Consider the following 26,272-nt stretch of genomic DNA (forward strand, 5'->3'; position numbering starts at 1 on the left):
CCTGCACGGTTATGACAGAGACAGAACGGATGAATGAGGACGTCATGACCGACGCAACCTACAAACTGGCGGAACCCACCGAGAAAAAAGGGAAAAAGGGAATGCTAATCGGGATGATCCTTGCGGTCGTCGGAGCTGCGGGCGGGTATTTCCTGACATCGTCCGGATTGATTCCGCTGGGCGGCAAAGCCGCAGTTGAGACCAACAAAGACGGGGCGAAAGACGAACCTGCCAAAGCGCTGGCAGATGTCGGGTTTATTGATCTGCCGCCGGTCGTTGTATCGGTGAATTCCGGCAAGTCGCGGCATTTGAAGTTCCACGCACAGCTCGAAGTTAACGCGCCGTACATGGATGATGTGAAAAAAATGCAGCCACGAATCATGGATGTCCTGAACGGTTACCTGCGAGCCGTTGAGCTGAAGGACCTGGAGGATTCACTGGCATTGACGCGCATCCGAGGTCACCTGCTGCGACGCATTGGAATAGTCGTCGGCGAAGGGCGCGTTCGCGATGTGCTGGTGATGGAATTTGTGCTGAATTAGGAGGCGGAATTGGAGCTGATTGCGGATATTTTGCTGGTCGCCGGTGCGTTGGGCGCGGGTCTTTATTGCTTTGTGCTGTCGCGCCGCCTCAAGCGGTTCACCGATCTTGAAAAAGGCGTCGGTGGTGCAGTGGCCGTGTTGTCGACCCAGGCAGAAGAGCTGAAGAAATCCCTGGACAGCGCGCGAAACGCCTCTGATCAATCGGGTGATCAGCTTAAGGCGCTGACGCAAAGGGCTGAAACCGTGGCACAGCGCCTGGAACTCATGATGGCATCTCTGCATGATATCATCCCCGAAGAAGAAACTGCTGCCCCGGAAAAAGCAAAGTCTCTCCAAGACGAGCCTCAACCTGAAGAGGAAATGGGCACCGGGCACGAGAAAACAGCGGAACCGGTCGAAACTGGTGCGAGTGAAGAGCCACCCAAAGCGCCAGAGGGCCTGATGTTCTTCCGGCATGACCGCAAGCAGAGCGAGGCGCAGGTATGAGCCTTGCGCGGAACGCCAAACACAATACACGCCCGCGCGGTGGTGTGCTTGCCGTCATCTCATTGCTGATGATCGGCTCGGCAGCCATTCGCCTTGGCTTGGAGGCGGGACCTGCGCTCGCCAAACCGGTGACACCCGAAGCCGTTGAAACGCGCCTGACGGCCTTGAAGGACGCGGAAGATTCCCTGCGCGACACACTGGCGGTTGCAGACAGGGCGGCAGAGAACGATCTGGCGCGCTTAACGGATGTTTACCAGAACATGAAACCAAAGGACGCAGCCGCATTGTTTGAAACCATGGACCCGACCTTTGCCGCAGGGTTCTTGTCCCGCATGCCGGCGGACGCAGCGGCTGGCGTACTGGCGGGCCTAAGTCCCGAAGCTGCCTACACGATCAGCGTTGTCATGGCCGGTCGCAACGCCTCGGCCCCGCAAGAATAATCGCCTGTGTTGCCCGGTTTTGCACAGAACTCATCTGGAGATCTCAAATGATTGGAATTGTTGGAATTGTTGTCATCTTCGTAATGGTCTTCGGGGGCTATCTTGCGGCAGGCGGCAAGATGACCATCATCATGAAGTCCCTTCCATTCGAAATGATGATGATCGGCGGTGCGGCCGTAGGAGCCTTTCTGATCAGCAACGACATGGGTGGCGTGAAACATACGATCAAAGACATGGGCAAAGTGTTCAAAGGCCCGAAATGGAAACCCGAAGACTATCGCGACCTTCTATGTCTTCTGTTTTCGTTGATCCGTATTGCCCGCGCCAACCCCGTGGAGGTTGAGCAGCATGTTGAAGACCCTGAAAACTCCAGCTTGTTTTCTGCATACCCCAAGATTCAATCCGACAAAGAGGCCGTCGACCTGATTTGTGACACGATGCGGTCAGCGGCAATGAACTATGACGATCCACACCAGGTTGAAGAGGTTCTGGAGAAGCGCATGGAGGCAAATTTTCATCATACCATGCACTCCAGCCATGCGCTTCAGACAGTAGCAGATGGCCTGCCCGCGCTGGGGATTGTTGCTGCGGTTTTGGGCGTAATCAAGACGATGGGATCAATCGATCAGCCACCCGAAGTGCTGGGGAAATTGATCGGGGGTGCCCTGGTGGGTACGTTCCTGGGCGTTTTTCTGGCCTATGGTCTGGTCGGCCCCTTCGCTGGCAAATTGAAAGCCGTGGCTGAAGAAGACAACCACTTCTATCAATTGATCAAGGAAGTGCTGGTTGCCAATCTTCATAATCATAATGCCGCCATGTGCATCGAGGTTGGACGCCAAAATACCCCAACTCACAACCGCCCCGGCTTTTCGGAGTTGGAGGACGCTTTAAAAGAGCTCAAGCAGGCTGCAGCATGAAGCGTATCGGATTTCTGATAGCGGTTTTGGTCACGGCTGCAAATGTCGTGACCGCACAGGGAGTGGTGGTGCGATCCGGAGAGCATGACGGATACACACGTCTGGTTTTCGACGTGCCACCGGATACTGGTTGGGTGCTGGCGCAACGTAAGAACGGCGCAAGCATTACAATTGCCCTGGACGACGTGACATTCAAAACCAACTCGGTTTTTGGGCGTTTGACCACGAACCGCCTGACCTCCTTGTCACAGAAAAGCCCCGGCAGCGCATTGGAGATGGAATTCGGATGCAACTGCGTAGCGTCGGCGTTTCTGTACAGAAATTCGATGATCGTACTGGACATCATGCCAGGGGATTTTTTGCCGCCGCTTCTTGAGGATATACCGCCACCCTTGAGCGGGAGAACAGCCGAAGCCACGCCGCCATACATCGACACAGGGTTGAATCTGCCACTCCTCACCATGACTGAGCAAGGGATAAAGGACCAGCTGTCGATCCGTCTTTTGCAAGGGACCGATCGCAAGATACTGGACTTGGAGCTTGCACCTGTCGGGCCGCGCAATACCGTCTCACCCGATACAACAGCTGTCTCATCCCGATTGAATTCGAACGTGCGTCTGACCACGGTTTTGGACGATTTGCAGAACATTCTGAACGCAGAGCTGCAACCAATTGATCCAAGACCTGCCTGTATCTCAGCTGGCGGGCTGAATTTTGCGTCCTGGTCAGGGGAGGCACCTTTTCTAAGCCAAGTGTCGGCTCTTCGCTTAGGGCTGTACAAAGAGTTCGACAAAGTTGACGACGAAAAGGCTCTGAAACTGGCTAAGCTCTACACCTCGTACGGCTTCGGGGCCGAAGCGCTGAGTGTTTTGAAGTTGGTGGAGACACCGCCAGACGGCACCAAACAAATTTCAGCAATTGCGCGGGTTGTTGATAACCGAGCGACGCTTCCGATGAGTCCATTCATTGGCCTGCAACGATGTGAAAGTGATGCTGCGCTTTGGGCTGTGTTGTCCGAAAAGGAACTGGCACCTGACGCAAATATTGAAGCTATCGAGCACGCATTTGCAAGACTGCCGGATCATCTTCGCCGCCTGCTAGGGCCGCGGCTGTCACAAATACTTGTGAGCGCTCAACAACTGGAGGCTGCACGCAGAGTCATTCGTTCCGTTGACCGGATAGAACCGGAAACAACGCCCAGTGTCACTCAGGCCAAAGCCAGCGTTGCCAAAGCGGAAGGTAACAGTGAACGTGAAGAAGAATTGTTGACCGAAGTTATAACCTCAACCCACGCCGCGGCTGAGTCTCCGCTGGCTTTGGCGCGCTTGGTGGAAAAACGTTGGTCTGAACGCAAAACCGTTTCTTCCCAGGAACTTGATCTGGCGGCGTCTTATGCGGTCGAGTTCAGGCGATCGGAACTGGGTCCGATGATGAACCGTACCTATGCGATCGCTCTGAGCCTGAGCCAGGAATTCGACCGCGCCTTCGACGTGATCAAAGCGCTGCCACCCGGCCCCGATAGCGACAGCGCCGTCAATCGGCATCTGCATTTGCTTTCCGAAAGATCGGACGACGCAACCTTTCTACACCAGACGATGGAGGTAATGCAGCCGGACTTGGTTGCCGTATTAACGGCCGAAACTGCAATTGCATTGGCCAGCCGCCTTGCTGATCTGGGCTTTGCTCAGCAGACATTCGCGCTGGCGAACAGACCGGAAGATCAGTCGCGGCGCTTGGATCGGGCTCGGTTGCGGGCTCGGGCCGCTCTGCTGTCGGGGCGCCCTCATCATGCCCTGCTGGAGCTGGCTGGTGACAATTCCGATGAGGCGATTGCCTTGCGCGCGCAAGCGATTGTTTCAACAGAAGATTTTGCAGCCGCAGGTGATATGTTCCGAGGCCTCGAACAAAACGAAGCGGCAAACCGCTATTTCTGGCTGGCCGGGGTGTCGGATGAGAGGCTGGAGCCTACGGGCGGGAAATACGCGGCATTGAAACAAACGACCCAAGCCTTGTCTGACCTGCCGGTACGGTCGGCGGAAAGACCGCTGGCGGACGCGGAAAACCTGTTGAAAGACAGCCAGTCCGCCCGTCAGCGAATCGAAGAGATGTTGAGCGCTGTCGGGATAGAATGACGTATTTCGCGACTGTTCTGGCTACACCCGGAAAAGTGAACGCAGTTCCCGACTCCGGTATGCCCTGCGATGCGTTTCAACTTCTGGCAGCGCTGGAAGCCTTGTGCCGTTGCTTCAAAGCCGATCCAATCAGGACGCCCGATCAGGCGGGGATGCAAATATGGCTCTAGCCTTTTTCAGAGATGTTAGGTTCCAGACATAACGCCGAAGAACAGGTCGCCGAGTTTCAGGCCACATTCCTCGTTCAATAAGGTCACGTCGGCTGACCGCCCGTGAAACAACCGGTGCTGTGGCATTTGCCGCAGTTATGTGAAAACGAGACGCCATATCAGCGAAATACGGCGGCAAAGGTTCCGCGTCTTCAATGAGTTCAGTGGCCAGAATAATCGCGGACGAGTATCCTCACCGGGCCGGGCCAATCGGCTGAGGATGACAGCGTCTTTGAACACAAATTCTGCAAAACCCACTTTTTCAACACGCTGGCAGGCATCGGTGTTGTCAGTGCAGTATACCCAGCCACTGGCTGGCAGGGCGTTTCCTCTGCTCCCGGCGTCTGACACCGGCAGCAGAGACGTCAATAACAGCGGACAACCGTCCTTGATTCAGTACGGAGCCTCAACATCATTCATCGAGACATAGACGGTTTTCATTTCCGAGAAATGGTTGATCGCCAGTTTCGAGTTCTCGCGTCCGACACCGGACATTTTCGACCCGCCAAACGGCGCCTCGACCGGGGCAAGGTTGTAGGTGTTGATATAGCAAGTGCCTGCTTCGAATCCGGCCACGATTCGATGCGCCCGGGTCAGATCGTTCGTGAAGACACCTGCGGCCAGACCGAACTCGGTGTCATTGGCGCGGGCCATCACCTCTGCCTCGGTCTCGAAATCCAGCACCGACATGACAGGGCCAAAGATTTCCTCGCGCGCGATGGTCATGTTGTCCGTGACGTCAGCAAAAACCGTGGGCTGCAAATAATAGCCGTCCCGGTCGATCCGCTCGCCGCCAAAAATCAATCTTGCGCCTTCGGCTTTACCCTTTTCGATATAGCTCAGGGCGATGTTCATCTGGTTCTTGCTGACCATCGGTCCAAAGCTGACGTCCTCGTCCATTGGATCGCCGATTTTCGCGTTGACCAGACGTTCGGACAGGCGCTTCAGGAAGGCCTCTTTGATACCTTTATGTACAAAGACGCGGGTGCCGTTGGAACAGACCTGACCCGAAGAATAGAAATTGCCCAGAATCGCACCTGAAACAGCGTTTTCGATGTCGGCATCTTCGAAGACAACCATCGGGGATTTGCCGCCGAGTTCCATGGTCACGTGCTTCATGCCATCCGCTGCGGCAGCATAGACCTTGCGGCCCGTCGGAACTGAACCAGTCAAAGAGACTTTGGCCACACGCGGATCGGTGACCAGCGAAGCACCGACATCGCCGTAACCCTGGATCACGTTGTAGACGCCTTTGGGTGCGCCAGCCTCGACCAGAATTTCAGCCACTTTCAATGCCGAAAGGGGCGTAGTTTCCGAAGGCTTGAATACCATCGTATTGCCACAAGCAAGCGCCGGGGCACCTTTCCAGCAGGCGATCTGCGTGGGATAGTTCCAGGCGCCGATCCCGACGCAAACGCCCAGCGCCTCGCGGATAGTATAGACGAAATCACCCCCGCCCAGCGGAATATGCTCTCCTGTTAGAGAGGCGGCCAATCCACCAAAATACTCCAGCGCATCGGCACCCGAGGTGGCGTCGGCCACTGTGGTTTCCTGAATCGGTTTGCCTGTATCATGGGTTTCCAGAACGGACAGGTCGTAGTTGCGTTCGCGCATGATATCGGACGCGCGGCGCAAAATTCGGCCACGTTCCGTCCCGGACAGTGCCGCCCAAGCCGCCTGAGCATTTTTTGCGCTATTCAGAGCCTTATCTATGATCGCCGGCGTCGCTGAATGCAGACGCGCAATCACTTCGCCTGTTGCGGGGTAAATTACTTCAATGGCAGCGCCGTTTGCATCTTCGACATATTCGCCGTCAATGAAATGGCTGGCTCTGGGCTGAAAATTCATACCGTGTCCTTTTCTTTCGCACCCGTCTGGACGGGACAAATGGTCCGTTGAAAATCGGCCTATCGGTTATTGATTGACCAGTCAATAAATTCATCAAAAGGGCGACTTTACGCCTGCCAGACCCCGCAAACCTTGAAATTTTTGGTTAGCGTTCTATTTATGTTCTACTCAGTCAGAGGAAAACCCGATGACCCAGCAAGCACGTCACGCAGCCCTGAATGGGCCAAACAATGATTACCACCTGCTTCCGGTGACTGACCGGCAAATGCGATATGCGCGCGCGATCGCCGAGCAATCGGCACTTGAGATCCCGGTTGAAGCACAACGTGACCGGCGGCTCTTGTCTGATTGGATCTCGGCCCACAAACCGCGTGGCTCTTCGAAATTCGACAACTACCCGACAGGTAAGCAGGTTGCATTTGCCGAGCGGATTTCACGCAGTAAACGCCGCCCGATCCCGTCCGAGTGTTTCCGTGACAAGAAAATGATGTCTCGCTGGATCGATCAGAACAAATAGCCCTTATTAGGGTCTTTCCTGATTGTGATTACGGGCGTAAAGCGAAACTGCTGCGGCAACAAACATTCCCAGCAGGATATATCCCGTCACGGCTTCGGACACGGCGAGCCCACGGCACAGACCGGTCGGGGACATGTCGCCATATCCGACTGTGGTGAAGGTGACGTAGGAAAAATACAGAATATCACCCGGACCCTCTGCGCCGATGACACAGTGGTCGTTGTATCCGAAGGCGCCGTAAACCGCGGCGAACATGAAGGGGACAACCTGTATGAACGACACCCCCATCAGAAACAAAAGCCTGCGGGGCGACTTCACCTGGGTCATGTAATACCAAGACTGCGACACCAGCCAGATCAACAGGCCAACCGAAGCGATTGTGCCAATCGTGTCGCCCGCAGCCGCCTCGCTCAGGCGCGAAAGACCATACCAGGCAAGAAAGCTCGCCAGAACCAGCCCCAACGCTGCAATCAGGGTTGATTTCCATTCATCCAAAGTCGTGGGCTTGCGGTGCATGAACGCCCCTTCAATCTTGCCTGCGAGCAGATCATCCGATCTAACGCAAAGGCCTGCAACCCGAATTCAGTCCTGCCGCAGATGCGCCTCACCCCGTTCACGCGCCAGCAGAATCTGCTTTTGCCGCTCGCGAAAGCGCATTTTGTCAGCCTCGGAAGTCTCATCGATGCATTGATGGCATGAAACGCCATGCTCGTATTCCGGGCGCTTCACATCCTCCGGAAGGATTGGACGCCGGCAGCCGTGACAGAGCTTGTGCGGCCCTTCAACAAGCCCGTGACCAACCGAAACACGATTGTCGAACACAAAGCATTCCCCCTGCCACGAACTGTCTTCAGCGGGCATTTCCTCCAGATACCGCAGGATACCGCCCTTGAGGTGATAGACATCCTCGACCCCCTGACCCAGCAGGTAGTTGGTGGATTTCTCGCAACGGATACCGCCCGTGCAGAACATGGCGACCCGCTTGTTGTGAAAGCGGTCCTTGTTCTGTTCCCACCATGCCGGAAAATCGCGGAAACTGGCTGTTTCAGGGTCTATTGCGCCTTCAAACGTCCCGATTGCCACTTCGTAATCGTTTCGCGTGTCGATCAGCACCACATCTTCGGAACGGATCAGGTCATTCCACTCCTGCGGGTCGACATAGTAACCGACACGGGCGCGCGGGTCGACATCGGGCTGACCCATGGTCACGATCTCTTTCTTCAACCGCACCTTCATCTTGCCGAAAGGCGGATGGTCCGAGGTCGCTTCCTTCCACTCCAGATCAGCACAGCCCGGCAAGGATTGGATATGTGTCAGCACGGCGTCGATTCCGGCATGCGGGCCAGCAATTGTGCCGTTGATCCCTTCCTGTGCAAGCAGCAGCGTACCGGTGACGGACCGCTTACGGCACAGGTCCAGCAAGGGGTCGCGCAACGCGGCTGGATCCGCGAAACGGGTAAAGTGATAGAGGGCAGCGATTGTGTACATATGCGCGATCTACCTTCGCAGACCCAGAGTCGCAAGGGATTGCATTGACGCCCTGCGCGCCGCCGCCTACCGATAGAGTAAATACAGGAGACCGCCATGACCCATGCCCTTCTCGTGATCGATGTCCAGAACGACTTTTGCCCCGGTGGCGCACTGGCTGTGGCAGAGGGGGACGAGATCGTCGCACCGATAAACGCCATAATGGACGAATTCGACGCCGTGATCCTGACTCAGGACTGGCATCCTGCAGGGCATTCTTCGTTCGCAAGCTCCCACGATGGCAAAAACCCGTTCGAATTGATCGAATTGCCCTACGGCCCACAGGTTTTGTGGCCCGATCACTGCGTACAAGGCACCCAGGGCGCGGGTTTTCATCCCGAATTACGCACGGATGGCGATTTGATCCTTCGCAAAGGGTTCCGCGGTGCCATCGACAGCTATTCCGCGTTCTTCGAGAATGACCACCAGACACCGACAGGTCTGAAAGGCTATTTCGATACCCGAGGCATCGACCATTTGACCCTTGTGGGATTGGCCACCGATTACTGCGTCCACTTTTCCGCTGTGGACGCCGCCCGGTTGGGTTTCGGCGTCACAGTTCGCATGGATGCCTGCCGCGCGATTGATATGGACGGTTCGCTGGCAGCAGCCGAGCAGGCGATGCGGAACGCCGGAGTCGTATTGACCTAAGGTGTGGCACCTGCGGCGGCCAAAAGCTTGATCATTACGAACAGAACAACAGCCAGACCCAGCGCAAACCCAATGCGTCCAGGTACAGTGCGACGTTCCGGGTTGGTCTGGCTTGACGGTGGTGACGGAACGCGCATCGGCCGGCTGCGTACGATCCCCGCCATGGGCTGCGCTGTTCGCACATAATGCAGGAAATCCCAAAGGTTGAAATCGCCGCAATATTCACCCTGAATTCCACGCGCCCTGATGCTTTCAAACAGCGACCGCAGAATTCGCACCCGATCCGCCTGATCTTCGGCTGGAAACACACCAGGCACAATGCCGCTGTTGCGCGACTCGAGACTGAATCCGGCATCCAGGAAAATCTTGCGGATTTTCGGTGATGTTCCACGCAACGCGTCCGCGGCTCTGATATCTCGGAACACTGCACACACCCGGCGTTCCGTATCAGAGTCAGCCCCCAGCTTTTCGGGGTCCAAATCATCCAACGCTACGTTAACAATATCAAAATCGTACTCGATACCCATTTACAAACTCAGTTTCGTCTTTCCATCCCCTCTTCTCACTAACCGGTGAAAACAATGCACAATATGCCGGTATTGTGACGTCAAACTGGCATTGTCACCAAATCAGCGACTCTTGCCATTTCCGGAGTCGATTGATCTAACTACGGAAATCGCAGGAGTTCCCCATGGTCGACATCGCGACCCGCGTCTACAATCACAAATGGAAGATTGACCCGATTGTACGGTCTTTGATCGATACTGACTTCTACAAACTGCTGATGTGCCAGTCAGTGTTTCGAAACAAGCCCCAAACAGACGTTGTATTCTCGCTGATCAACCGGTCGAATCACGTACCTCTGGCGCGTTTAATCGATGAAGGCGAACTGCGGGAACAGCTGGATCACATCCGGTCCCTCAGCCTCAGCCGGGGGGAAAGCACCTGGCTGCGCGGCAACATGTTCTATGGGAAACGGCAGATGTTCCGCTCCGACTTCATGGAGTGGTTCGAGAATATGCGCCTGCCGCCCTATCACCTTGAACGCAAAGGTGACCAATATGAACTGACCTTTGAAGGCAAATGGCACGAGGTCATGTTGTGGGAAATCCCCGCGCTGGCGGTGTTGATGGAATTACGCTCGCGCGCTGTGCTGAACGATATGCGCCGGTTCGAATTGCAGGTGCTGTACGCCCGCGCGATGACCCGAGTTTGGGAGAAGATCGAAAAGTTGAGCTCGATAAACGGGCTTGGGATCGCGGATTTCGGCACCAGACGGCGGCATTCCTTCCTGTGGCAGGATTGGTGCGTGCAGGCGATGATCGAAGGGTTGGGCGAATCCTTTACCGGAACCTCGAACTGCCTGATCGCCATGCGACGCGAGGTCGAGGCCATCGGCACCAATGCGCACGAACTCCCCATGGTCTATTCCGCACTGGCCGACACGGATGAAGCGTTGGCGCAAGCCCCATATGACGTGCTCAGCGACTGGCATGACGAGCATGACGGCAACCTGCGCATCATCCTGCCCGACACCTATGGCACCAAGGGGTTTCTGGACAATGCTCCTGACTGGCTGGCGGGTTGGACCGGCATTCGCATCGACAGCGGAGACCCGGCAGCGGCAGCCGAGGTTGCCATCGACTGGTGGAAAGCGCGCGGTGAAGACCCGACACGAAAACGGATCATTTTCTCTGACGGTCTGGATGTAGAGAAAATTCAGGAATTGCATGCCCAGTTTGCGGGCCGCGCCAATATTTCCTTCGGTTGGGGAACCTTGCTGACCAACGATTTTCGCGGGCTCGTTCCCAATGACGCGCTGGCGCCGTTCTCATTGGTCTGCAAAGCGGTATCGGCCAATGGACGCCCGACGGTGAAACTGTCGGACAACCCGGAAAAAGCGATGGGGCCGAAAGACCAGATCGAGCGCTATAAGCGGGTGTTTGATGTCGGAGAGCAAAAGGCGATCGAAGTGATCGTCTGAACCACGGCGGCGAGTTCAACATTTGTCAGCAACTCACCTGATGCTAGTTTGGAAAGCATTCCCAACGAGCATTAAGGTTGAGATACAATGATTTTTGAACCAAAGAACTTCTACGAAACCGGCGGATCCCGAGACGAGCTTTCACTTTTTTCCTACGCCGCATACCTGATATCCCGCGCGCAGTTTCTGCAAGCCGAAAACAATGACAGCGACCTTTTCCTGTTGGACCGCGATTTGGAAGAAACTGACGATGCCGTTCTGTCCAAACAGCTTGTCATGCTCGGATTCCGGCCAATTGACGACCGCCAAATATCCGCCCACGAATACATGCGTTTCTTTGTTGGCCCCGGCGACCTAAGGCCCGTTGACCTGCTTACTTCGCCAGAGCCTGAGGGGTATTACCAACGTTTGTTCGAGGCGATCAGAGCAGCAGAAGAACAGCCGAACCTCGAACATATTGACGCTGCTTTGAAGCTTGGTCTGGCAGCCCCTGATTCAATTGTTGCTCTTGCCGCACTGAGTTCATGCCTCAAACTGTATTCGCCGGAATCTTTTCCGCCACGTCTTTGGCTTGGTGTGTTTACGGCACGTTGGGCGCAGTTGGAGCCGCTCTCGCAAGATTTGCTTACTGTGTTGTCGTCCGCTCTGATTTCAGACCCGCTGGGTTCGAAGGTTCCAACGGCGCCCGCGCAACAGAAAGCCGGTGTCCCGGGGTTGCTTCTTGTTCATGGCACTCACTTCGAAGTCAATCCCGACCCCACATGGTACTATCCCCATGTCGGAGATCTGCACAATTACATCAAGCCGCATCGCAACGACATCTTTTCAGGGCAGAACTACTATGAATGGGAGGGCCGGTGGTCCGACCGCGGCCGACATATTGCTGCCAAACACCTGAAAAACTGGGTAGATCTTGAGGCTTATCACGGCTGCGATGTGGTTGCCCACAGCCACGGCTGCAATGTCGTCATGAAAGCCGCCGAGATGGGGGCACAATTCAACAAGGTCGTTTTCCTAAGCTGCCCGGTACACTGGCACAAGTACAACCTGAATTCAGGCCGGATCAATGCGCCGTATTCAGTTCGGGTCTGGTTTGACTTGGTGATCCTGGCAGACGGCGGCAGACAAAAGTTCCCCCCCAGCGCCAAGGTTGCCGACGAAGTCGTCGGAGGTTGGTTCAGTGGGCATTCTGCCACGCGGACATCACAGATTTGGGGCAATCACGCATTGGAAGCAAAGCTGATCTGAACTGCCTGGGTAAATGTTACCCGTGAAACGCGGCAACTGTCTTCAACTGTGAAAAGCCGTACAAAGCTTCGAACCCTTTTTCGCGGCCATGGCCGGATTTTCCCACCCCACCAAACGGCAATTCAACGCCGCCGCCTGCACCGTAGTTGTTGATGAAAACCTGACCTGAGTGCAGCGCTTTCGCCAACCGCATCTGTCGCGCACCATCCCGCGTCCAGACGCTGGCGACGAGGCCGTATTCCGTACTATTCGCTATGGTCAGAGCCTGTTCTTCGGTGTCAAACGGGATCAGAACCTGAACCGGGCCGAAAATCTCGGCCTGTGCCAATTGATGATCTGGTGGCACGTCTGCGAACAAAGTGGGCCGGACATAGGTTCCGGTTTCTGGCGCGTCATCGACAATCTGCCCCTGCGCAGCGATAGTCAGGTCCGTGGCTGTTTTCAGAAAGCCCCTGACAATCTGTCTCTGCCGGTCCGAGATCAACGGCCCAACGCGCAGATCCTGCATCGCCGGCCCGACGGTCAGTTCTTCATAGGCCTTGGCCATGCGCGATCTGACCTGCTCATAGACGCCCCGCTGCACCAGGATGCGGGATGAGGCGGAACAGGTCTGGCCCGCATTTTGGACACCCGCATTCACCAGAAACGGCAGCGCTGCATCCAGATCGGCATCGTCAAAAACCAATTGCGGGGATTTCCCGCCCAGTTCCAGCGTCACAGGCACCACGTTGCGTCCCGCCGCCTGCTGCACAAGGGCCCCTGTGGCAACAGAACCGGTGAACGAGATGTGGTTTACACCCGAATGTCCGGACAGCGCTGCACCCGCCTCGGCCCCCAGACCGGGCACGACGTTCAATGCTCCGGCTGGCAGCCCGGCCTGTTGCGCAAGATGGGCAAAGGCCAACGCGGTCAGGCAGGCCTCTTCCGCTGGTTTCAGAACACATGCGTTGCCCATGGCCAACGCCGCCCCGACCGAACGCCCGATAATCTGCATCGGATAGTTCCAGGGCACGATATGGCCCGTCACCCCATGCGGTTCGCGCAGGGTGTAGACGGTGTAGCCATCGAGATAGGGAATGGTCTCGCCCATCACCTTGTCCGCCGCACCGCCGTAGAACTCGCAATAGCGCGCCAGGGCGACCGCGTCTGCCCGGGCCTGCGTCAGCGGTTTGCCGACATCCATCGCCTCAAGCCGCGCCAGATCGTCCACCCGTTCCTGCACCAGTTGGCCCAACCGGGTCAGGATACGGCCGCGCTCCAAGGCCGTCTTTCGCCCCCAATCACCCTTCAACGCAGATCGGGCAGCTTTGACCGCCGCGTCGACATCCGCCTCGGACCCTCGGGCGATTCGGCAAATCTCGGTCCCGTCCGAAGGGTTGATCAAAGGCAGGCTGTCGCCCGTATCCGCTTGGGTCCAGCGCCCGCCGATCAGGCACAAGGTGGGATCAAACCAAGTTTTCTGAGTCATTTTGGGCCTCCAATCAGGCTCTAAATAAAGATTTTACGCCGTCAGTGACTTTATCTCGGGCAACTGGGGCGCAGCGGCAATCAGGCTTTGCGTGTACAGGTGCTGCGGGTCTTCGAACACCTGCTTTGTCTGACCCTGTTCAACGATCCGCCCGGACTGCATCACCATCACACGGTCGGTGATCGTGCGGACAACACTCAGGTCATGGCTGATGAACAGATAGGTCAGGTCATAGGCTTCACACAGTTCGGCGAGCAGATCGAGGATCTGAGCACGGACCGAAACATCGAGGGCCGAAACCGCCTCGTCGAACAATATGAGTTCGGGCCGAATGATCAGGGCGCGTGCAATAGCGATCCGTTGTCGTTGCCCGCCCGAAAACTCATGGATGTACTTGCCCGCGTCGTCGGGGCCGAGGCCAACGGCCGTCAGAATTTCAGATATCCGATCCTGTCGTTCTGATCCGATTGGCGGGGTGTCCAGCAAATGGAAAGGCTCGGTGATCAGGCGCGCGACACGATGGCGGGGGTTGAAGCTGCCATATGGATCCTGAAACACCACCTGCATCTTCCGGCGGACTGCAAGGTTGGGTTTGTGCCCAGTGAAAACCGGCTGACCACCCAGTCGGATCTGGCCGGACTGAACGTCCTCCAGGCCCAATATTGCCCTCGTTAGGGTCGATTTTCCACATCCGGATTCACCTACCAAACCCAACCGCTCCCCCCGGTTGAGGGAGAAACTGACACCATCCACTGCCCGGTGATGGCGCGGCGCGTCCAACAGGCCTTTTCGGGGCAGGCGGTAGTCCCGGACAACTTGGCTTACCTCCAGCAACGTTTGTGGTTGCGCGGGTTCCGGCAAAGTGACCTGATGGCCAGACGCCTCGAACAGCATTCGGGAATAGGGGTGTTGCATGTGACGCAGCAGGTGCTGTGTGGCCCCGCTTTCAACCACTTCTCCGTGGCGCATGACGGTTATCTGATCCGCCATATCAGAGACAACGGCCAGATCATGGGTGATCATCAGCAGCCCCATGTCATATTCGCGCACCAGCCCCTTGAGCAGGTCGAGGATCTGCGCCTGTGTCGTGACGTCCAGCGCTGTCGTCGGCTCGTCCGCGATCAACAGCTTGGGGCGCAGAGCGATGGCCATAGCGATAACCACGCGTTGCCTTTGCCCGCCGGACAGCTCATGCGGGTAGCGTGAAAGGGGGAGCCGATCAGGTGGCAGGCCGACGCGGGTCAGCACCTCTTCGGCGCGTGTTCGGGCCTGAGGCTGGGGCATCGCCTTGTGGATCAGGATCGTTTCCATCACCTGTTCACCGATGGTTTTCACCGGATTGAGCGCTGTCATCGGTTCCTGGAACACCATCCCCATGGCCGCACCGCGCAAAGTGCACATATCGGATTCTGACCGTGTCAGCAGATCCTGACCGTCCAGCCGGATAGCACCTTCCACGCTGGCCCCATGTGGCAGCAATCTCATCACCGCCAAAGCGGTCATCGATTTGCCCGAGCCGCTTTCACCTGTCACGGCCGCGATCTGACCAGGGGCAATGGACAGGCTGACCTGTTTCAGGATCGGTGTCCCGTGGATCATCAGCGACAGGTTTTCAATCTGCAACAAACTCATGCCCGCGCCACCCTGATCCGAGGGTCCAGCCAGTCGCGCAGACCATCGCCCAGCAAGTTCAGACCCAGCACTGTAACGATGATCGCCAGCCCCGGAATCAGAGCCAAATGCGGGGCAAAACTGACCATCGTCTGCGCATCTGCCAGCATCCGGCCCCAGCTGGGCGTCGGAGGCTGCGCGCCCAGGCCGACATATGACAGTCCCGCTTCGGCCAGAATACCAAGGCTGAACTGGATGGTCCCTTGCACAATCAGCAGATTGGCGACATTGGGCAGAATATGTTCCGCTGATATCCGCGCCACTCCTTTGCCCGACACACGGGCGGCGAGGATGAACTCTCTCTCCCAAAGTGACAAAGCTGCCCCGCGGGTGATCCGGGCAAAGACGGGGATGTTGAAGATGCCGATCGCAACAATGGCGTTGATCGCTCCGGCGCCATAGACTGCCGTGATCAGGATGGCGATCACCAGCGACGGGAAAGCGAAGACCAGATCGTTGCCACGCATGATGACCTCATCCAGCCATGAGCCTTTGCGCGCGGCCGCTGCCAGGCCAAGAGGAACGCCAAGTGCCATGCCGATGCCGACGGCCACCAGCGCCACCGCAATCGACGTACGTGCACCGACCATGATCATCGAGAACATGTCGCGGCCGAAATGATCGGTTCCAAACCAATGCTGCCCGTTTGGTGGCTGCAATTTATCGGGAATGTTCAGCACGGCATGGTCGTAGGGGGTCCAGACGAACGAGACCAACGCGGCCAGAACCACCAGCGACGACAGCAAAGCTCCAAGGATCAGGTTCCGGCTCATGTCCTGCTCCTCAGTCTTGGGTCCACGGCCGCATAAGCAAGATCGACAAGGAAATTGACAGTTATCACGGCAAAGACCAGCAGCATCACGACCGATTCCACAACGATGAGGTCACGGGCAGAAATGGCCTGAAACACCAGCCGCCCGAGACCCGGCAGATAGAAAACCTGTTCAATGATGATCGATCCCGCCAGCAGGAAGGAAAACTGCAAGCCTATGATGGTCAGCACCGGGATCAGCGCGTTTCGCACCCCATGCCGCCAAAGGGCCTGACGGCGGGACAGGCCCTTGGCCCGAGCCGTGCGCATGAAGTCCTCACCCAGAATGTCCAGCAAAGCCGACCGCATGACACGCGCCAGAATCGCAGCCTGTGGCAGGGCAAGAGCCACAGCAGGCAAGGTCAGCGAATGCAGGCCCGCTAACACTCCGTCGCCCCAACCCACAAACCCGCCTGCATTGAACCAGCGCAGGTTGATGGCGAAGATCAGCACAAGCATCATCGCAAACCAGAAATTGGGCACAGCAATCCCAAGCTGCGTCGCCCCCATCACTGCAAGGTCCCCCGGTTTGCCCCGACGCGCAGCGGCATAGATTCCGGCCGGAAAGGCAATCAAGGTGGACAGAGTCAGCGCGTAAAGTGCCAAGGGTAACGACACCCAAAGCCGGTCCACGATCATCTGCGACACTGGCGTGCGGTAGGTGTATGAGGTGCCGAAATCGCCCCCCAGCATGCCACCCACCCAATTGAGGTACCGCTGTATCTTGGACCCATCCAAACCCAGCTCGACCCGCAACGCGGCCAGCGTGTCCTCCTGCGCGTTGACGCCCAGCATGAACGATGCCGGATCACCCGGGGCGACCTCGATCACCGCGAAGATGACCACCGAGGCGACGGCCAGGCTGACAAGCAAGGAAATCAGTCGTTTGAGGACGTAGCGGAGCATTGGCACCACGTTAGGGTCACATCACGCGCGGGTCCAGCGTCTAAGGCACCAGAAGGAAAGCAGAAACCGCATAGGCCACGATCGCGGCATACCCCAGTGGATAGATCCATTTGATCGCATAGTTGTCCAGGGTTCGCGCCGTTCGCTCCTTGCCGGACACTTTCAGTCGTCGCAGTGCGACGTTGAACACGATCAGCGCCCCGGTCATCAGAAACATGCACTGAAGGACAAAATCCAGAAAAGTCAGATAACCCAGCTTGGGCAGATCAGCGGATATTGCCCAGTTGAACGCGACAAAGACCAGAAGGTTGCCGCCTGCAATCTCGATCCTCCGGCGGTATTCATCCAGAAAAAACAGCGCCCAGCCGACCGAGATCAAGACAAGCATCGGAAGGAAAACCCGAATGACGTAGTATGTCAGATGTCGATTGCCTTCAAAAACAAGCGCAACCTGATCGCTTTCTTTGCCGGATAGCCCCGGGACCCTAGACGTTTCCAACCGGGCATTGTTCAAAATCCACTCTTCTTCGCCCAGCTGATCTCCGAGGCCAGAGAATTCGTTCAACGGATGGTAAGTGACGTATTCTGACGGAAAGACCGAAACGACCTCGAAATGAAACTCCTGCGTGTCGAACGGGTATTTTCGGAAATTAAAATGTGGCGCCTGGAGTGTAAGAGACGATTTTTCGACATACAGCACCCGTCCGTCGTACCGCAGGGATGCAGCGGATTCGTGAATCCATTTGTTGGACTGCTGATTGTGAATGACAAAAGCCGGCAGAACAGAACCGATACTTGCGGCATGATTGGCAAGGTCGGGTGGGTTGAAGACCCGGACATCCCTCCGCTGTTCCTCAGGATCAAACGCCAACGCAGGATCGGTCCATTCCACCCGCAAGACCACAACCGCGCCGTAGTTTTCAGCCTTTTGATCAACACCGGTGATCTGATCGATGCGAATGCCGATCCCAACATCCAACGGGTTCTCGGGCGTTCCGGACAGGGCATCCAGCCGCCCACCCAACACATTCTGAGCCGTGGCGGCGACCGAAGAACTGAACACCAGGAAAACACCTAAAACCAAGATGGGAATGGCACGGAGCAAGAACATGCGTGAGAACACCCTGACACAATGGAAGGCCCGGGCCGCCCAGCGCGGCGCGGGCTGTACTGTTACTCAGACCAGCTGATCTGAGTCAGATCGATTGCGGCGGTGGGCGCGTTCTCCCAAAGGCCCTGAACTCCGACTTTCGCAACGCCCAGCTTGGCCAACTGGAATAGGTACCCATTGACATAGTCGCTTGAAATAAGGCGCTGTACCTCACCCAGCAAACGGGTGCGTTCTTCGGGGTCGGTGGTGGTGTTCAGCGTGTCCATCAGCGCCTGAAAGTCCGTGCTGTCATACTGGAAGTAATAATCAGGGCGCGCATAAATGCCGATATCCATAGGCTCCGTGTGGCTGACAATGGTCAGGCCGAACTCCTTGCCCTTGAACACCGTTTCCAACCATTGCGCCCATTCCACATTGATGATCTCGGCAGTGATGCCGACCTCGGCCAACTGCGCCGCTATGATTTCGCCCCCACGGCGGGCATAAGACGGCGGCGGCAGATGCAACGTGGTCTCAAACCCGTTTTCGAATCCTGCGTCTGCCAGCAACGCCTTTGCTTTTTCAGGGTCGTAAGCCGAATTGCCAGTCAGATCGACATACGCCGGATGATGCGGCGCAAAATGGGTTCCGATCGGGGTACCATAGCCGAACATCGCGCCGTCGATGATGGCCTGCCGGTCGATGGCATGTGCCAGTGCCTGCCGAACCAGAATACTGTCAAACGGAGGTTGCTTGTTGTTGGTGGACAGGATCGTTTCGCCTTCGGTCGAACCGACCAAAACCTGAAAGCGCGGATCGGCCTCGAACTGAGGCAGGTTTTCTGGCGCGGGGAAGTTGTCAAATACGTCGACATCCTCGGCCATCATGGCGGCAAAAGCGGCAGTTGGGTCCGAGATGAACTTGAAGGTTGCAGTCTCTAATGCAGGTTGTTCGCCCCAATAATTGGGGTTTCGGTTCAGCGTGATGCTGTCACCCTGCACCCAGTTGCCAAAGGTATAGGCGCCAGTGCCAACTGGATTGGTCTTGATGCTTTCAATGCTCTCGGGCGCGACGATTACTGCGTCGCCCCAAGCCAGGTTGAACAGGAAATTTCCGTTTGGCTCTGACAGGGTGACTTTGACGGTCAGCGGGTCCGTCGCTTCCACGTTTTCAATACCGGCAAACAGGGCCTTCTGTGCATTCGCGCTGTCTTCGGCGGTCGCGCGATCAAGGCTGAATTTGACATCCTCTGCATCCATGGTCGTGCCGTCATGGAAAGTCACCCCGTCGTGCAGTTTGAAGGTGTAGACCGTACCGTCCTCGGATATCTCCCAGCTTTCGGCAAGGCCGGGCACAACCGAACCATCGCCCATGAAGCGGGTCAAGCCTTCGAAAACATTAGTATAGACCACCGAATCGATGGCTTGCGCTGCGGCGCTTGTCGGATCCATATGCGGGGGTTCAAGCTGCATCGCGATAGTGATGTCCGACTTGGCCAAAGCCTGCGTGGCAAGCAGGCTGGCCCCTACGGCCAGGGTCGATGCAAATGTCCGAAACATGAATTTTGTCATGTGAACTCTCCCTACTGAAACTGGTTGTGCCCTTGTTTTCAGGGCCGTTTTACCGACAGTCTTCCTGTAAACCTGAGGTCAATCAAGGGAATGTTCGCGCAACCGGGGTTTCTTCGGCCCCGTCCGATCTGCTATGCCGCACTGCAACATAATACTGCAGGAGCGATCCATGAGCGCCACCGCCCGCAAGAAAGCCCCGAACGCCGAGGATATTCGCGCCCGAAAAGGTGGCGAGCCGCTGGTCTCATTGACCGCCTATACCACGCCAATGGCGCGCCTGATGGACGCGCATTGCGACTTTGTTCTGGTCGGTGACAGCGTTGGTATGGTGCTGCACGGGCTGGACTCCACGCTGGGGGTCACGATGGAGATGATGATCCTGCACGGTCAAGCCGTGTCTCGCGGCCTGGACAGGGCGATGATGGTCATCGACATGCCTTTCGGAAGCTATGAGGAAAGCCCGACACAAGCCTTTCGTAACGCCGCACGCTTGATGGCGGACACAAGTGCAGGCGCGGTCAAACTGGAAGGCGGGGTCGAAATGGCTGAAACCATCCGCTTTCTGGTGAAACGAGGCATCCCGGTGATGGCTCATATCGGATTGACGCCGCAATCGATCAACACGCTGGGCGGCTATAAGGTGCAGGGCCGTGACGAGCAGGCCGAAGCCGTCATGGCAGACGCCCGCGCCGTGACCGAGGCTGGCGCGTTCTCGGTCGTTCTGGAGAAAGTGCCCCAAGGTCTGGCGAACCAGATCACCGAAGAGATTGCGATCCCGACCATCGGCATCGGTGCATCTGCGGGCTGTGACGGGCAGATTTTGGTCGTGGACGACATGGTGGGCTTTTTCACCGCCTTCAAACCCAAATTCGTCAAACGCTATGCCGAGCTGGGTCCGTTGGCAGAAACGGCCATTGCGGAATACGCCGCCGAAGTCCGCGCGCGGACCTTCCCGGCAGACGAACACGTCTTTGCCGATCAGGCTCCGGCCAAAGGGCAAAAGACATGACCGCACCGATTTTGCGCTCTCTGGCCGAGCTGCGTGCCAAAACCACCACTTGGCATCGAAACGGTGAGACCATCGGCGTGGTTCCGACCATGGGCGCTTTGCACGAGGGGCATTTGTCACTGGCACAGGCGGCGAAACAGGGCTGCGACCGGGTGATCGTGACGGTCTTTGTGAACCCCAAGCAGTTCAATAACCCCGAAGACCTGGCAAATTACCCCCGCACCGAACATGAGGACGCCCGAAAGCTTGCCCCGTACGGAGTCGATGCGGTCTATGTGCCGGACCCGCAGGAAGTCTATCCGGAAGGGTTTTCGACGACGGTATCGGTCGCCGGTCTGACCGACGTGATGGAAGGCCCTTTCCGCCCCGGACATTTCGAAGGCGTGGCCACGGTGGTCGCCAAGCTGTTCCTGCAAACACGAGCGGATCGAGCCTATTTCGGGGAAAAAGACTATCAACAGCTGCTGGTTGTCCGCCGGATGGCGCGCGATCTGAATATCCCAATCGAGGTGATCGGCTGCCCGACCGTACGAGAACCGTCGGGCCTGGCGATGTCGTCGCGCAACCTTCTTCTTTCCCCCCAAGGGTTGAAGATCGCAGAACAAATGAACAGCGTCATGCGGCAGGTGGCCGACGATCTGGCCGAGGGAGCACGCTTTGCCATGCTGGCGCAGGATGCCAAGGAAACCTTGCTGAAGGTCGGTTTCACCGAAGTCGAGTATATCGACCTCCGCTGTGCTGAGACGCTGGAAAGCCTGTCCAGCGCCACCCAGCCAGCCCGCCTGTTCGTCACGGCCTGGACAGACGGCGTCCGCCTGATCGACAATATTCCGGTCAATCCGGCCTGATTTCTGTACTGGCCCCTGCGCCATTGTTTGCGCTAAAGTCCGGCAAAACGATACCGGGGGAGAGCGGAAATGACCCATATTCTGGCAATCGATCAAGGCACCACATCCTCGCGCGCCATTCTGTTTGACACGCAGATGCGGCCTGTGGGCACCGCCCAGCAGGAATTTCCTCAGCACTTTCCGCAGGAAGGCTGGGTTGAACACGACCCCGAGGATATCTGGTCCAGCGTTTTGCATGTATGCCGTGAGGTGATGGAAACCACCGGTGTTTCAGCGGATCAGATCGCCGGTATCGGAATCACCAACCAGCGCGAAACGACGGTTGTCTGGGATAGAGAAACCGGCAAGGCCATCCACAATGCCATCGTCTGGCAGGACCGCCGCACCGCCGATATCTGTGCCCGCTACAAGCAAGCCGGGTGCGAGGATGACGTCACCGCTCAGACCGGTCTGCTGCTGGATCCCTATTTCTCGGGCACCAAGGTCAAATGGCTGCTGGATACCGTTTCGGGTGCCCGCGCGCGGGCAGAAGCCGGAGAATTGCTGTTCGGTACGATCGACAGCTTCCTGATCTGGCGGCTGACCGAAGGCCATGTTCACGCAACCGATGCCACCAACGCCGCGCGTACTTTGCTGTTCGACATTCACAAGGGCGCATGGAGCGCCGAGATTTGCGATCTGCTGGATGTACCCATGAACCTTTTGCCCGAAGTGAAGGATTGCGCCTCGGATTTCGGAACCACCACTTTGTTCGGGGGCGACATTCCTATTCTGGGCGTAGCAGGCGACCAGCAAGCCGCGACCATCGGGCAGGCCTGTTTTCGGCCCGGTATGATGAAATCAACCTATGGCACGGGCTGCTTTGCGCTGCTGAACACAGGCGCACAGCCGGTTCAGTCGAAAAACCGCCTGCTGACGACGATCGCTTACCAGCTGGACGGCCAGCGAACCTATGCGCTGGAGGGGTCGATCTTTATCGCAGGGGCCGCCGTGCAATGGCTGCGTGACGCGTTGCAGATCATTGATTCAGCTCCGCAAAGTGGCGAACTTGCGGATCAGGCCGATCCAAACCAGCATGTGGTGCTTGTGCCAGCCTTCACCGGCCTTGGCGCACCCTACTGGAAACCCGATTGCCGCGGCGCGATGTTCGGGCTGACACGCAATTCAGGCCGGGCAGAGATCGCCCGCGCCACGCTGGAAAGCATCGCCTTCCAGACCCGCGACCTGTGGCACGCCATGCAGGGAGACTGGGGCGCCGACGCCGACGTCATCCTGCGTGTCGATGGCGGGATGAGCGCGTCTGACTGGACCATGCAAGGCCTGTCGAACTGTCTTGGCGCGCCTGTGGATCGCCCCGTAATGCAGGAGACGACGGCCCTTGGCACCGCATGGCTGGCAGGCATGAAAGCCGGAATTTACCCGGATCAGGCCGGGTTTGCGGAAACATGGGCGCTGGATCGCCGGTTCGAGCCAACGCAGGACCAAGCCGACCGCGATGCGGCCTATGACCGTTGGCAACGCGCGGTACAGGCGGCGATGGCGTTCTAGCTGTGGTCTTTCAACAAGCGTTGTTTCTGCCGTGACCAATCGCGCTTGGCCTGGGTTTCGCGCTTGTCATGGGTTTTCTTACCCTTGGCGATGCCGATCTTAATCTTGGCCAGCCCCTTGTGGTTGAAATACAAAACCAACGGCACCAGCGTCATGCCCTTGCGCTGGGTTGCATTCCACAAATCGGACATCTGTTTGCGGGACACTAGCAGCTTGCGACGGCGGCGCTCTTCATGCTTGAACACTTTGGCCTGCTCATACGGCGCGATGTAGCTGTTGACCAGCCACAACTCTCCGTCATCGACGATGGCATAGCTTTCGGCGATGTTGGAGCCGCCCGCGCGCAGGGATTTGACTTCGGACCCTTGCAGAACGATACCGCATTCGATGTCCTCTTCGATTGCATAATCGAAGCGGGCGCGCCGGTTCTCGGCAATTACCTTGTAATTCGGGTCTGTCTTCTGTTTCGCCATAACGCGTTGATTTAGGCGGCCTGAGCCGCCCTTGCAAGGCACGGATTTTCAGCCTGGGTCAGGATTTGGCCGAAATGATCAGATCAGGGCCAAAAATCGTGTCGGCGTGGTTGTGAAGGTATATCTTCAGCCAGGGCGTAAACCGGTCCGGATGACGTTTCACCTCGGCCAGCAGATCGTGATAATCGATCCAACGGATTTCCATGACTTCATCCGGGTTGGGCGCGATTTTCAGCGGGCCGCGAACATGGGCCAGAAAGACGTCGACAACCTCGTTTTCCACCATGCTGTTGCCCACGTCGGCGTGGTATTCCAGACGGTGTCGGTATTCGGGATAAAGACCTGTGATGCCAAGCTCTTCATGCAGGCGGCGCACGGCACAGGTGGACGAGCTTTCGTCCCAATCTGGATGCGTACAGCAGGTGTTCGCCCAAAGGCCGGGCGTGTGGTATTTACCGAGCGCCCGGCGCTGCAACAGTATCTCGGTACCCCGAACAACAAAAACCGACACAGCCTTGTGCTTGAGCCCCTTTTCGTGAACTTCGAGCTTGTCTACAGGGGTCAACTCACCATTGACCCAAGCTGGGATCATGATACCCATCTGTCCTCTCCTGCTGCCAATCCGCCTGACGGGCGCTGATGTTGAATATAGCTGTTGCCGGGTCGGCGTGGCGTTGCGGCGTTTTTTCGCGATACGCCGTCTGATATCAGAGTGTCGCTGTTCTACAATGTTATCAATCGCACCAAAGGCCGCAGGGGCTGCGGCCTTTGGTCCTTGGGTATAGGTGCGCAGTATCAGGCGTTATTCACCCGATACACTTGCGATATAGGCATAGACGTCTTCGCCTCCTTTTTTCAGTTTGAATGTCATTTTCGACTTGGCAGACGTGTCATCCAAATAGGATTTCAGAAATGCCTTCGGGTCCTGAGCATACTCGACAAATGTAGTTTCGTCCCAAATCAGACCATTCTCACCCGCAGCAACGATGCTGTCTCCGTATTTGAAACCCTCAACGGTACCGGCGGTGCGGCCAGCGATTCCGTAAAGGTTGGGGCCGGTTTTGCCACCCTTGACGATCACTTCGCCTGCCGGGTCAGCGATCATGTGGCAGGACTTGCACTTGTTGAAGGTTTTCTTGCCCGCCTCAGCGTCGCCTTCAGCATAAGCAGGAAGGGCCAGAAGACCGACGATTGCGGTAGCGAGGATGCGATTCATAGCTTTTGCTCCGATACAATATGGCTGCGCCGAATGGACCGTCGGCGCAAAAAAGAGTCAACGCGCAGATTGCCGCGCGCGCTCACTGTGCCACTGCGACAAATAGGGTGTCCTTAACTTTTGTCATGTACCCCGGACCAGCACGGCAATAAGTCGCCTGCTGCCGGAGTCGCCAGAAAAACGGCGCGCGCAATGGCCCGCGCCAGGCAAAGCGAAGCCGCGTGCCCGATGACACCTGGTTCGGTATCAGAGGTGATCACCCGCGCGCCGGTGCTGACCCCGAACACCAGATCACCATCGCCGGGCGTGTGGGCGGGCACAATGGCGCGGGCAATACCGTCATGGGCAGCAACCGCCAACCTCTGGCACTGCGGTTTGGTCAGGGCAGCATCAGTCGCAACGATGGCAATCGTGGTATTGGCCTTGTCCGGATTCGCCGGCTGCATCACCTGCGCTTTTCGACTGACCGTTGGATAGCCAAGTCCAGCACTGGGATCAGGCCCAAATCCGCCAAACTCATCGTCTACTTCAAAAGGGGCAGCCCAGAAATGCCTGTCACCCGGCGTGGTGACACTTCCCAGCGGATTGACCGCAACAAGTGCTCCAACGGTGACACCGTTGTCCAGAACAAGCGAGGCTGAGCCCAACCCACCCTTGTGCATCGCGGTCAGAGCCCCGGTTCCTGCACCTGCGGTTCCGAGTTCGAACTTGTCCGACGCGGATTCGAACGCAGCACGCCCCAAGGCACGATAGGGATTTACATCCCAGGTCTTGTCGCCGCCATTCAGTAGATCAAACAGGATCGCACCTGGTACGATTGGCACCACAACATCACCAACCGGAAAACCCCTACCCAACTGGCGCAATGCATCCGAGACACCGGAACAGGCATCCAGCCCGAACGCCGATCCGCCGGACAGCGATATCGCATCCACATGCGTTACCGTCTTGTCAGGAGCAAGAAGTTCAGTCTCGCGCGTGCCCGGCGCACCGCCCATAATGTGGACCGATGTCACGAACGGTTCTGCGGCGGTCAGGACAGTCGTGCCGGATTTCAAAGCGCCATCCTGAGCGTTGCCGACTATCAGGCCGGGAACATCCGTGATCAGGTTTCTTGGTCCGGGGATCATGTAAGTCTCGGCGGTTGAGCGGGAAAGCGC

The 26,272-nt window shown here is 57.2% G+C and carries 26 protein-coding genes; 12 read left to right on the forward strand and 14 right to left on the reverse strand.

The features are described from left to right. The first annotated feature begins 44 nt into the window (after positions 1-44). Genes AC2FFA_RS16395 through AC2FFA_RS16415 form a run of 5 tightly spaced genes read left to right on the forward strand, consistent with a single transcriptional unit; the run spans position 45 to position 4,517 of the window. The gene (locus AC2FFA_RS16395; RefSeq protein WP_254683752.1) at positions 45-542 is read left to right on the forward strand and encodes a flagellar basal body-associated FliL family protein; all 498 of its coding nucleotides are present in this window, start codon (positions 45-47) and stop codon (positions 540-542) included. Between the two features lie 9 nt (positions 543-551). Further along, on the forward strand, positions 552-1,028 hold the full coding sequence (locus tag AC2FFA_RS16400) for a hypothetical protein (RefSeq protein WP_117871706.1): 477 nt from the start codon (positions 552-554) through the stop codon (positions 1,026-1,028). After that, a complete protein-coding gene (locus tag AC2FFA_RS16405; protein ID WP_496852421.1) occupies positions 1,025-1,468 on the forward strand; it encodes a MotE family protein in 444 nt (147 codons plus the stop codon). The genes AC2FFA_RS16400 and AC2FFA_RS16405 overlap by 4 nt, the downstream gene beginning before the upstream one ends. Positions 1,469-1,515: 47 nt before the next feature. Then, positions 1,516-2,385 (forward strand): flagellar motor stator protein MotA, encoded by an 870-nt coding sequence (motA, locus tag AC2FFA_RS16410; protein ID WP_496852422.1) that lies wholly within the window; start codon positions 1,516-1,518, stop codon positions 2,383-2,385. Continuing rightward, positions 2,382-4,517, forward strand: coding sequence for a tetratricopeptide repeat protein (locus tag AC2FFA_RS16415; protein ID WP_496852423.1), 2,136 nt, complete (start codon positions 2,382-2,384; stop codon positions 4,515-4,517). The genes motA and AC2FFA_RS16415 overlap by 4 nt, the downstream gene beginning before the upstream one ends. Positions 4,518-5,119: 602 nt before the next feature. Here AC2FFA_RS16415 and betB read toward each other — a convergent pair. Further along, positions 5,120-6,574 carry a betaine-aldehyde dehydrogenase gene (betB, locus tag AC2FFA_RS16420; RefSeq protein ID WP_496852424.1) on the reverse strand — a complete coding sequence of 485 codons (1,455 nt, stop codon included), beginning with the start codon at positions 6,572-6,574 and terminating at the stop codon, positions 5,120-5,122. Positions 6,575-6,761: 187 nt separating this feature from the next. Between betB and AC2FFA_RS16425 the strand changes: the two genes are divergently transcribed. Then, positions 6,762-7,091 (forward strand): hypothetical protein, encoded by a 330-nt coding sequence (locus tag AC2FFA_RS16425; RefSeq protein ID WP_299636900.1) that lies wholly within the window; start codon positions 6,762-6,764, stop codon positions 7,089-7,091. Between the two features lie 6 nt (positions 7,092-7,097). Here AC2FFA_RS16425 and AC2FFA_RS16430 read toward each other — a convergent pair whose 3' ends face one another. Next, complete coding sequence (locus tag AC2FFA_RS16430) at positions 7,098-7,607, reverse strand: potassium channel family protein (RefSeq protein WP_496852425.1); 510 nt, start codon at positions 7,605-7,607, stop codon at positions 7,098-7,100. Positions 7,608-7,673: 66 nt separating this feature from the next. Then, positions 7,674-8,579 carry an oxygen-dependent tRNA uridine(34) hydroxylase TrhO gene (gene trhO / locus AC2FFA_RS16435; RefSeq protein WP_496852426.1) on the reverse strand — a complete coding sequence of 302 codons (906 nt, stop codon included), beginning with the start codon at positions 8,577-8,579 and terminating at the stop codon, positions 7,674-7,676. Positions 8,580-8,675: 96 nt separating this feature from the next. Between trhO and pncA the strand changes: the two genes are divergently transcribed. After that, complete coding sequence (gene pncA / locus AC2FFA_RS16440; RefSeq protein ID WP_299899590.1) at positions 8,676-9,269, forward strand: bifunctional nicotinamidase/pyrazinamidase; 594 nt, start codon at positions 8,676-8,678, stop codon at positions 9,267-9,269. Here the strand turns inward: pncA and AC2FFA_RS16445 are convergent. Next, entirely contained in the window at positions 9,266-9,796 is a 531-nt protein-coding gene (locus AC2FFA_RS16445; protein WP_117871685.1) for a hypothetical protein, read from the reverse strand. The genes pncA and AC2FFA_RS16445 overlap by 4 nt on opposite strands. Positions 9,797-9,960: 164 nt before the next feature. On the opposite strand from AC2FFA_RS16445, the gene pncB reads away from it, so the two are divergent. Next, positions 9,961-11,253: a nicotinate phosphoribosyltransferase gene (gene pncB / locus AC2FFA_RS16450; protein ID WP_299899592.1), complete on the forward strand. Its 1,293-nt coding sequence runs from the start codon at positions 9,961-9,963 to the stop codon at positions 11,251-11,253. 87 nt (positions 11,254-11,340) lie between these two features. After that, positions 11,341-12,501 (forward strand): hypothetical protein, encoded by a 1,161-nt coding sequence (locus AC2FFA_RS16455; RefSeq protein ID WP_496852427.1) that lies wholly within the window; start codon positions 11,341-11,343, stop codon positions 12,499-12,501. 16 nt (positions 12,502-12,517) lie between these two features. On the opposite strand, the gene AC2FFA_RS16460 is transcribed toward AC2FFA_RS16455, so the two are convergent. The 6 genes from AC2FFA_RS16460 to AC2FFA_RS16485 all read right to left on the reverse strand — a co-directional run bounded on the left by AC2FFA_RS16460 (position 12,518) and on the right by AC2FFA_RS16485 (position 20,018). Next, on the reverse strand, positions 12,518-13,969 hold the full coding sequence (locus tag AC2FFA_RS16460; protein WP_496852428.1) for an aldehyde dehydrogenase family protein: 1,452 nt from the start codon (positions 13,967-13,969) through the stop codon (positions 12,518-12,520). 33 nt (positions 13,970-14,002) lie between these two features. Next, entirely contained in the window at positions 14,003-15,601 is a 1,599-nt protein-coding gene (locus tag AC2FFA_RS16465; RefSeq protein WP_496852429.1) for an ABC transporter ATP-binding protein, read from the reverse strand. Further along, the gene (locus tag AC2FFA_RS16470) at positions 15,598-16,413 is read right to left on the reverse strand and encodes an ABC transporter permease (protein ID WP_496674569.1); all 816 of its coding nucleotides are present in this window, start codon (positions 16,411-16,413) and stop codon (positions 15,598-15,600) included. Before AC2FFA_RS16470 ends, AC2FFA_RS16465 begins: the two co-directional genes overlap by 4 nt. Next, positions 16,410-17,357: an ABC transporter permease gene (locus tag AC2FFA_RS16475; RefSeq protein WP_496852430.1), complete on the reverse strand. Its 948-nt coding sequence runs from the start codon at positions 17,355-17,357 to the stop codon at positions 16,410-16,412. The genes AC2FFA_RS16470 and AC2FFA_RS16475 overlap by 4 nt, the downstream gene beginning before the upstream one ends. A 40-nt stretch (positions 17,358-17,397) precedes the next feature. Beyond that, positions 17,398-18,468, reverse strand: a complete 1,071-nt coding sequence (locus tag AC2FFA_RS16480; RefSeq protein WP_496852431.1) for a ligand-gated ion channel — start codon at positions 18,466-18,468, stop codon at positions 17,398-17,400. Between the two features lie 62 nt (positions 18,469-18,530). Further along, complete coding sequence (locus tag AC2FFA_RS16485; protein WP_496852432.1) at positions 18,531-20,018, reverse strand: ABC transporter substrate-binding protein; 1,488 nt, start codon at positions 20,016-20,018, stop codon at positions 18,531-18,533. A gap of 169 nt (positions 20,019-20,187) precedes the next feature. On the opposite strand from AC2FFA_RS16485, the gene panB reads away from it, so the two are divergent. The 3 genes from panB to glpK all read left to right on the forward strand — a co-directional run bounded on the left by panB (position 20,188) and on the right by glpK (position 23,423). Then, a complete protein-coding gene (gene panB / locus AC2FFA_RS16490) occupies positions 20,188-21,027 on the forward strand; it encodes a 3-methyl-2-oxobutanoate hydroxymethyltransferase (protein WP_299899610.1) in 840 nt (279 codons plus the stop codon). Next, a complete protein-coding gene (panC, locus tag AC2FFA_RS16495) occupies positions 21,024-21,875 on the forward strand; it encodes a pantoate--beta-alanine ligase (protein WP_496852433.1) in 852 nt (283 codons plus the stop codon). The genes panB and panC overlap by 4 nt, the downstream gene beginning before the upstream one ends. Positions 21,876-21,944: 69 nt before the next feature. Next, positions 21,945-23,423, forward strand: a complete 1,479-nt coding sequence (glpK, locus tag AC2FFA_RS16500; RefSeq protein ID WP_496852434.1) for a glycerol kinase GlpK — start codon at positions 21,945-21,947, stop codon at positions 23,421-23,423. On the opposite strand, the gene smpB is transcribed toward glpK, so the two are convergent. The 4 genes from smpB to AC2FFA_RS16520 form a co-directional block, all read right to left on the reverse strand. After that, on the reverse strand, positions 23,420-23,896 hold the full coding sequence (gene smpB, locus AC2FFA_RS16505) for an SsrA-binding protein SmpB (RefSeq protein ID WP_117871661.1): 477 nt from the start codon (positions 23,894-23,896) through the stop codon (positions 23,420-23,422). The genes glpK and smpB overlap by 4 nt on opposite strands. A 58-nt stretch (positions 23,897-23,954) precedes the next feature. Next, positions 23,955-24,497 carry an isopentenyl-diphosphate Delta-isomerase gene (gene idi / locus AC2FFA_RS16510; RefSeq protein WP_117871659.1) on the reverse strand — a complete coding sequence of 181 codons (543 nt, stop codon included), beginning with the start codon at positions 24,495-24,497 and terminating at the stop codon, positions 23,955-23,957. Positions 24,498-24,698: 201 nt separating this feature from the next. Beyond that, positions 24,699-25,112 carry a c-type cytochrome gene (locus AC2FFA_RS16515; RefSeq protein WP_496852435.1) on the reverse strand — a complete coding sequence of 138 codons (414 nt, stop codon included), beginning with the start codon at positions 25,110-25,112 and terminating at the stop codon, positions 24,699-24,701. A 113-nt stretch (positions 25,113-25,225) separates the two neighbouring features. Further along, positions 25,226-26,242 (reverse strand): P1 family peptidase, encoded by a 1,017-nt coding sequence (locus AC2FFA_RS16520; RefSeq protein WP_496852436.1) that lies wholly within the window; start codon positions 26,240-26,242, stop codon positions 25,226-25,228. Between the last annotated feature and the right edge of the window lie 30 nt (positions 26,243-26,272).

This window comes from Ruegeria sp. YTSB088, assembly GCF_059609825.1.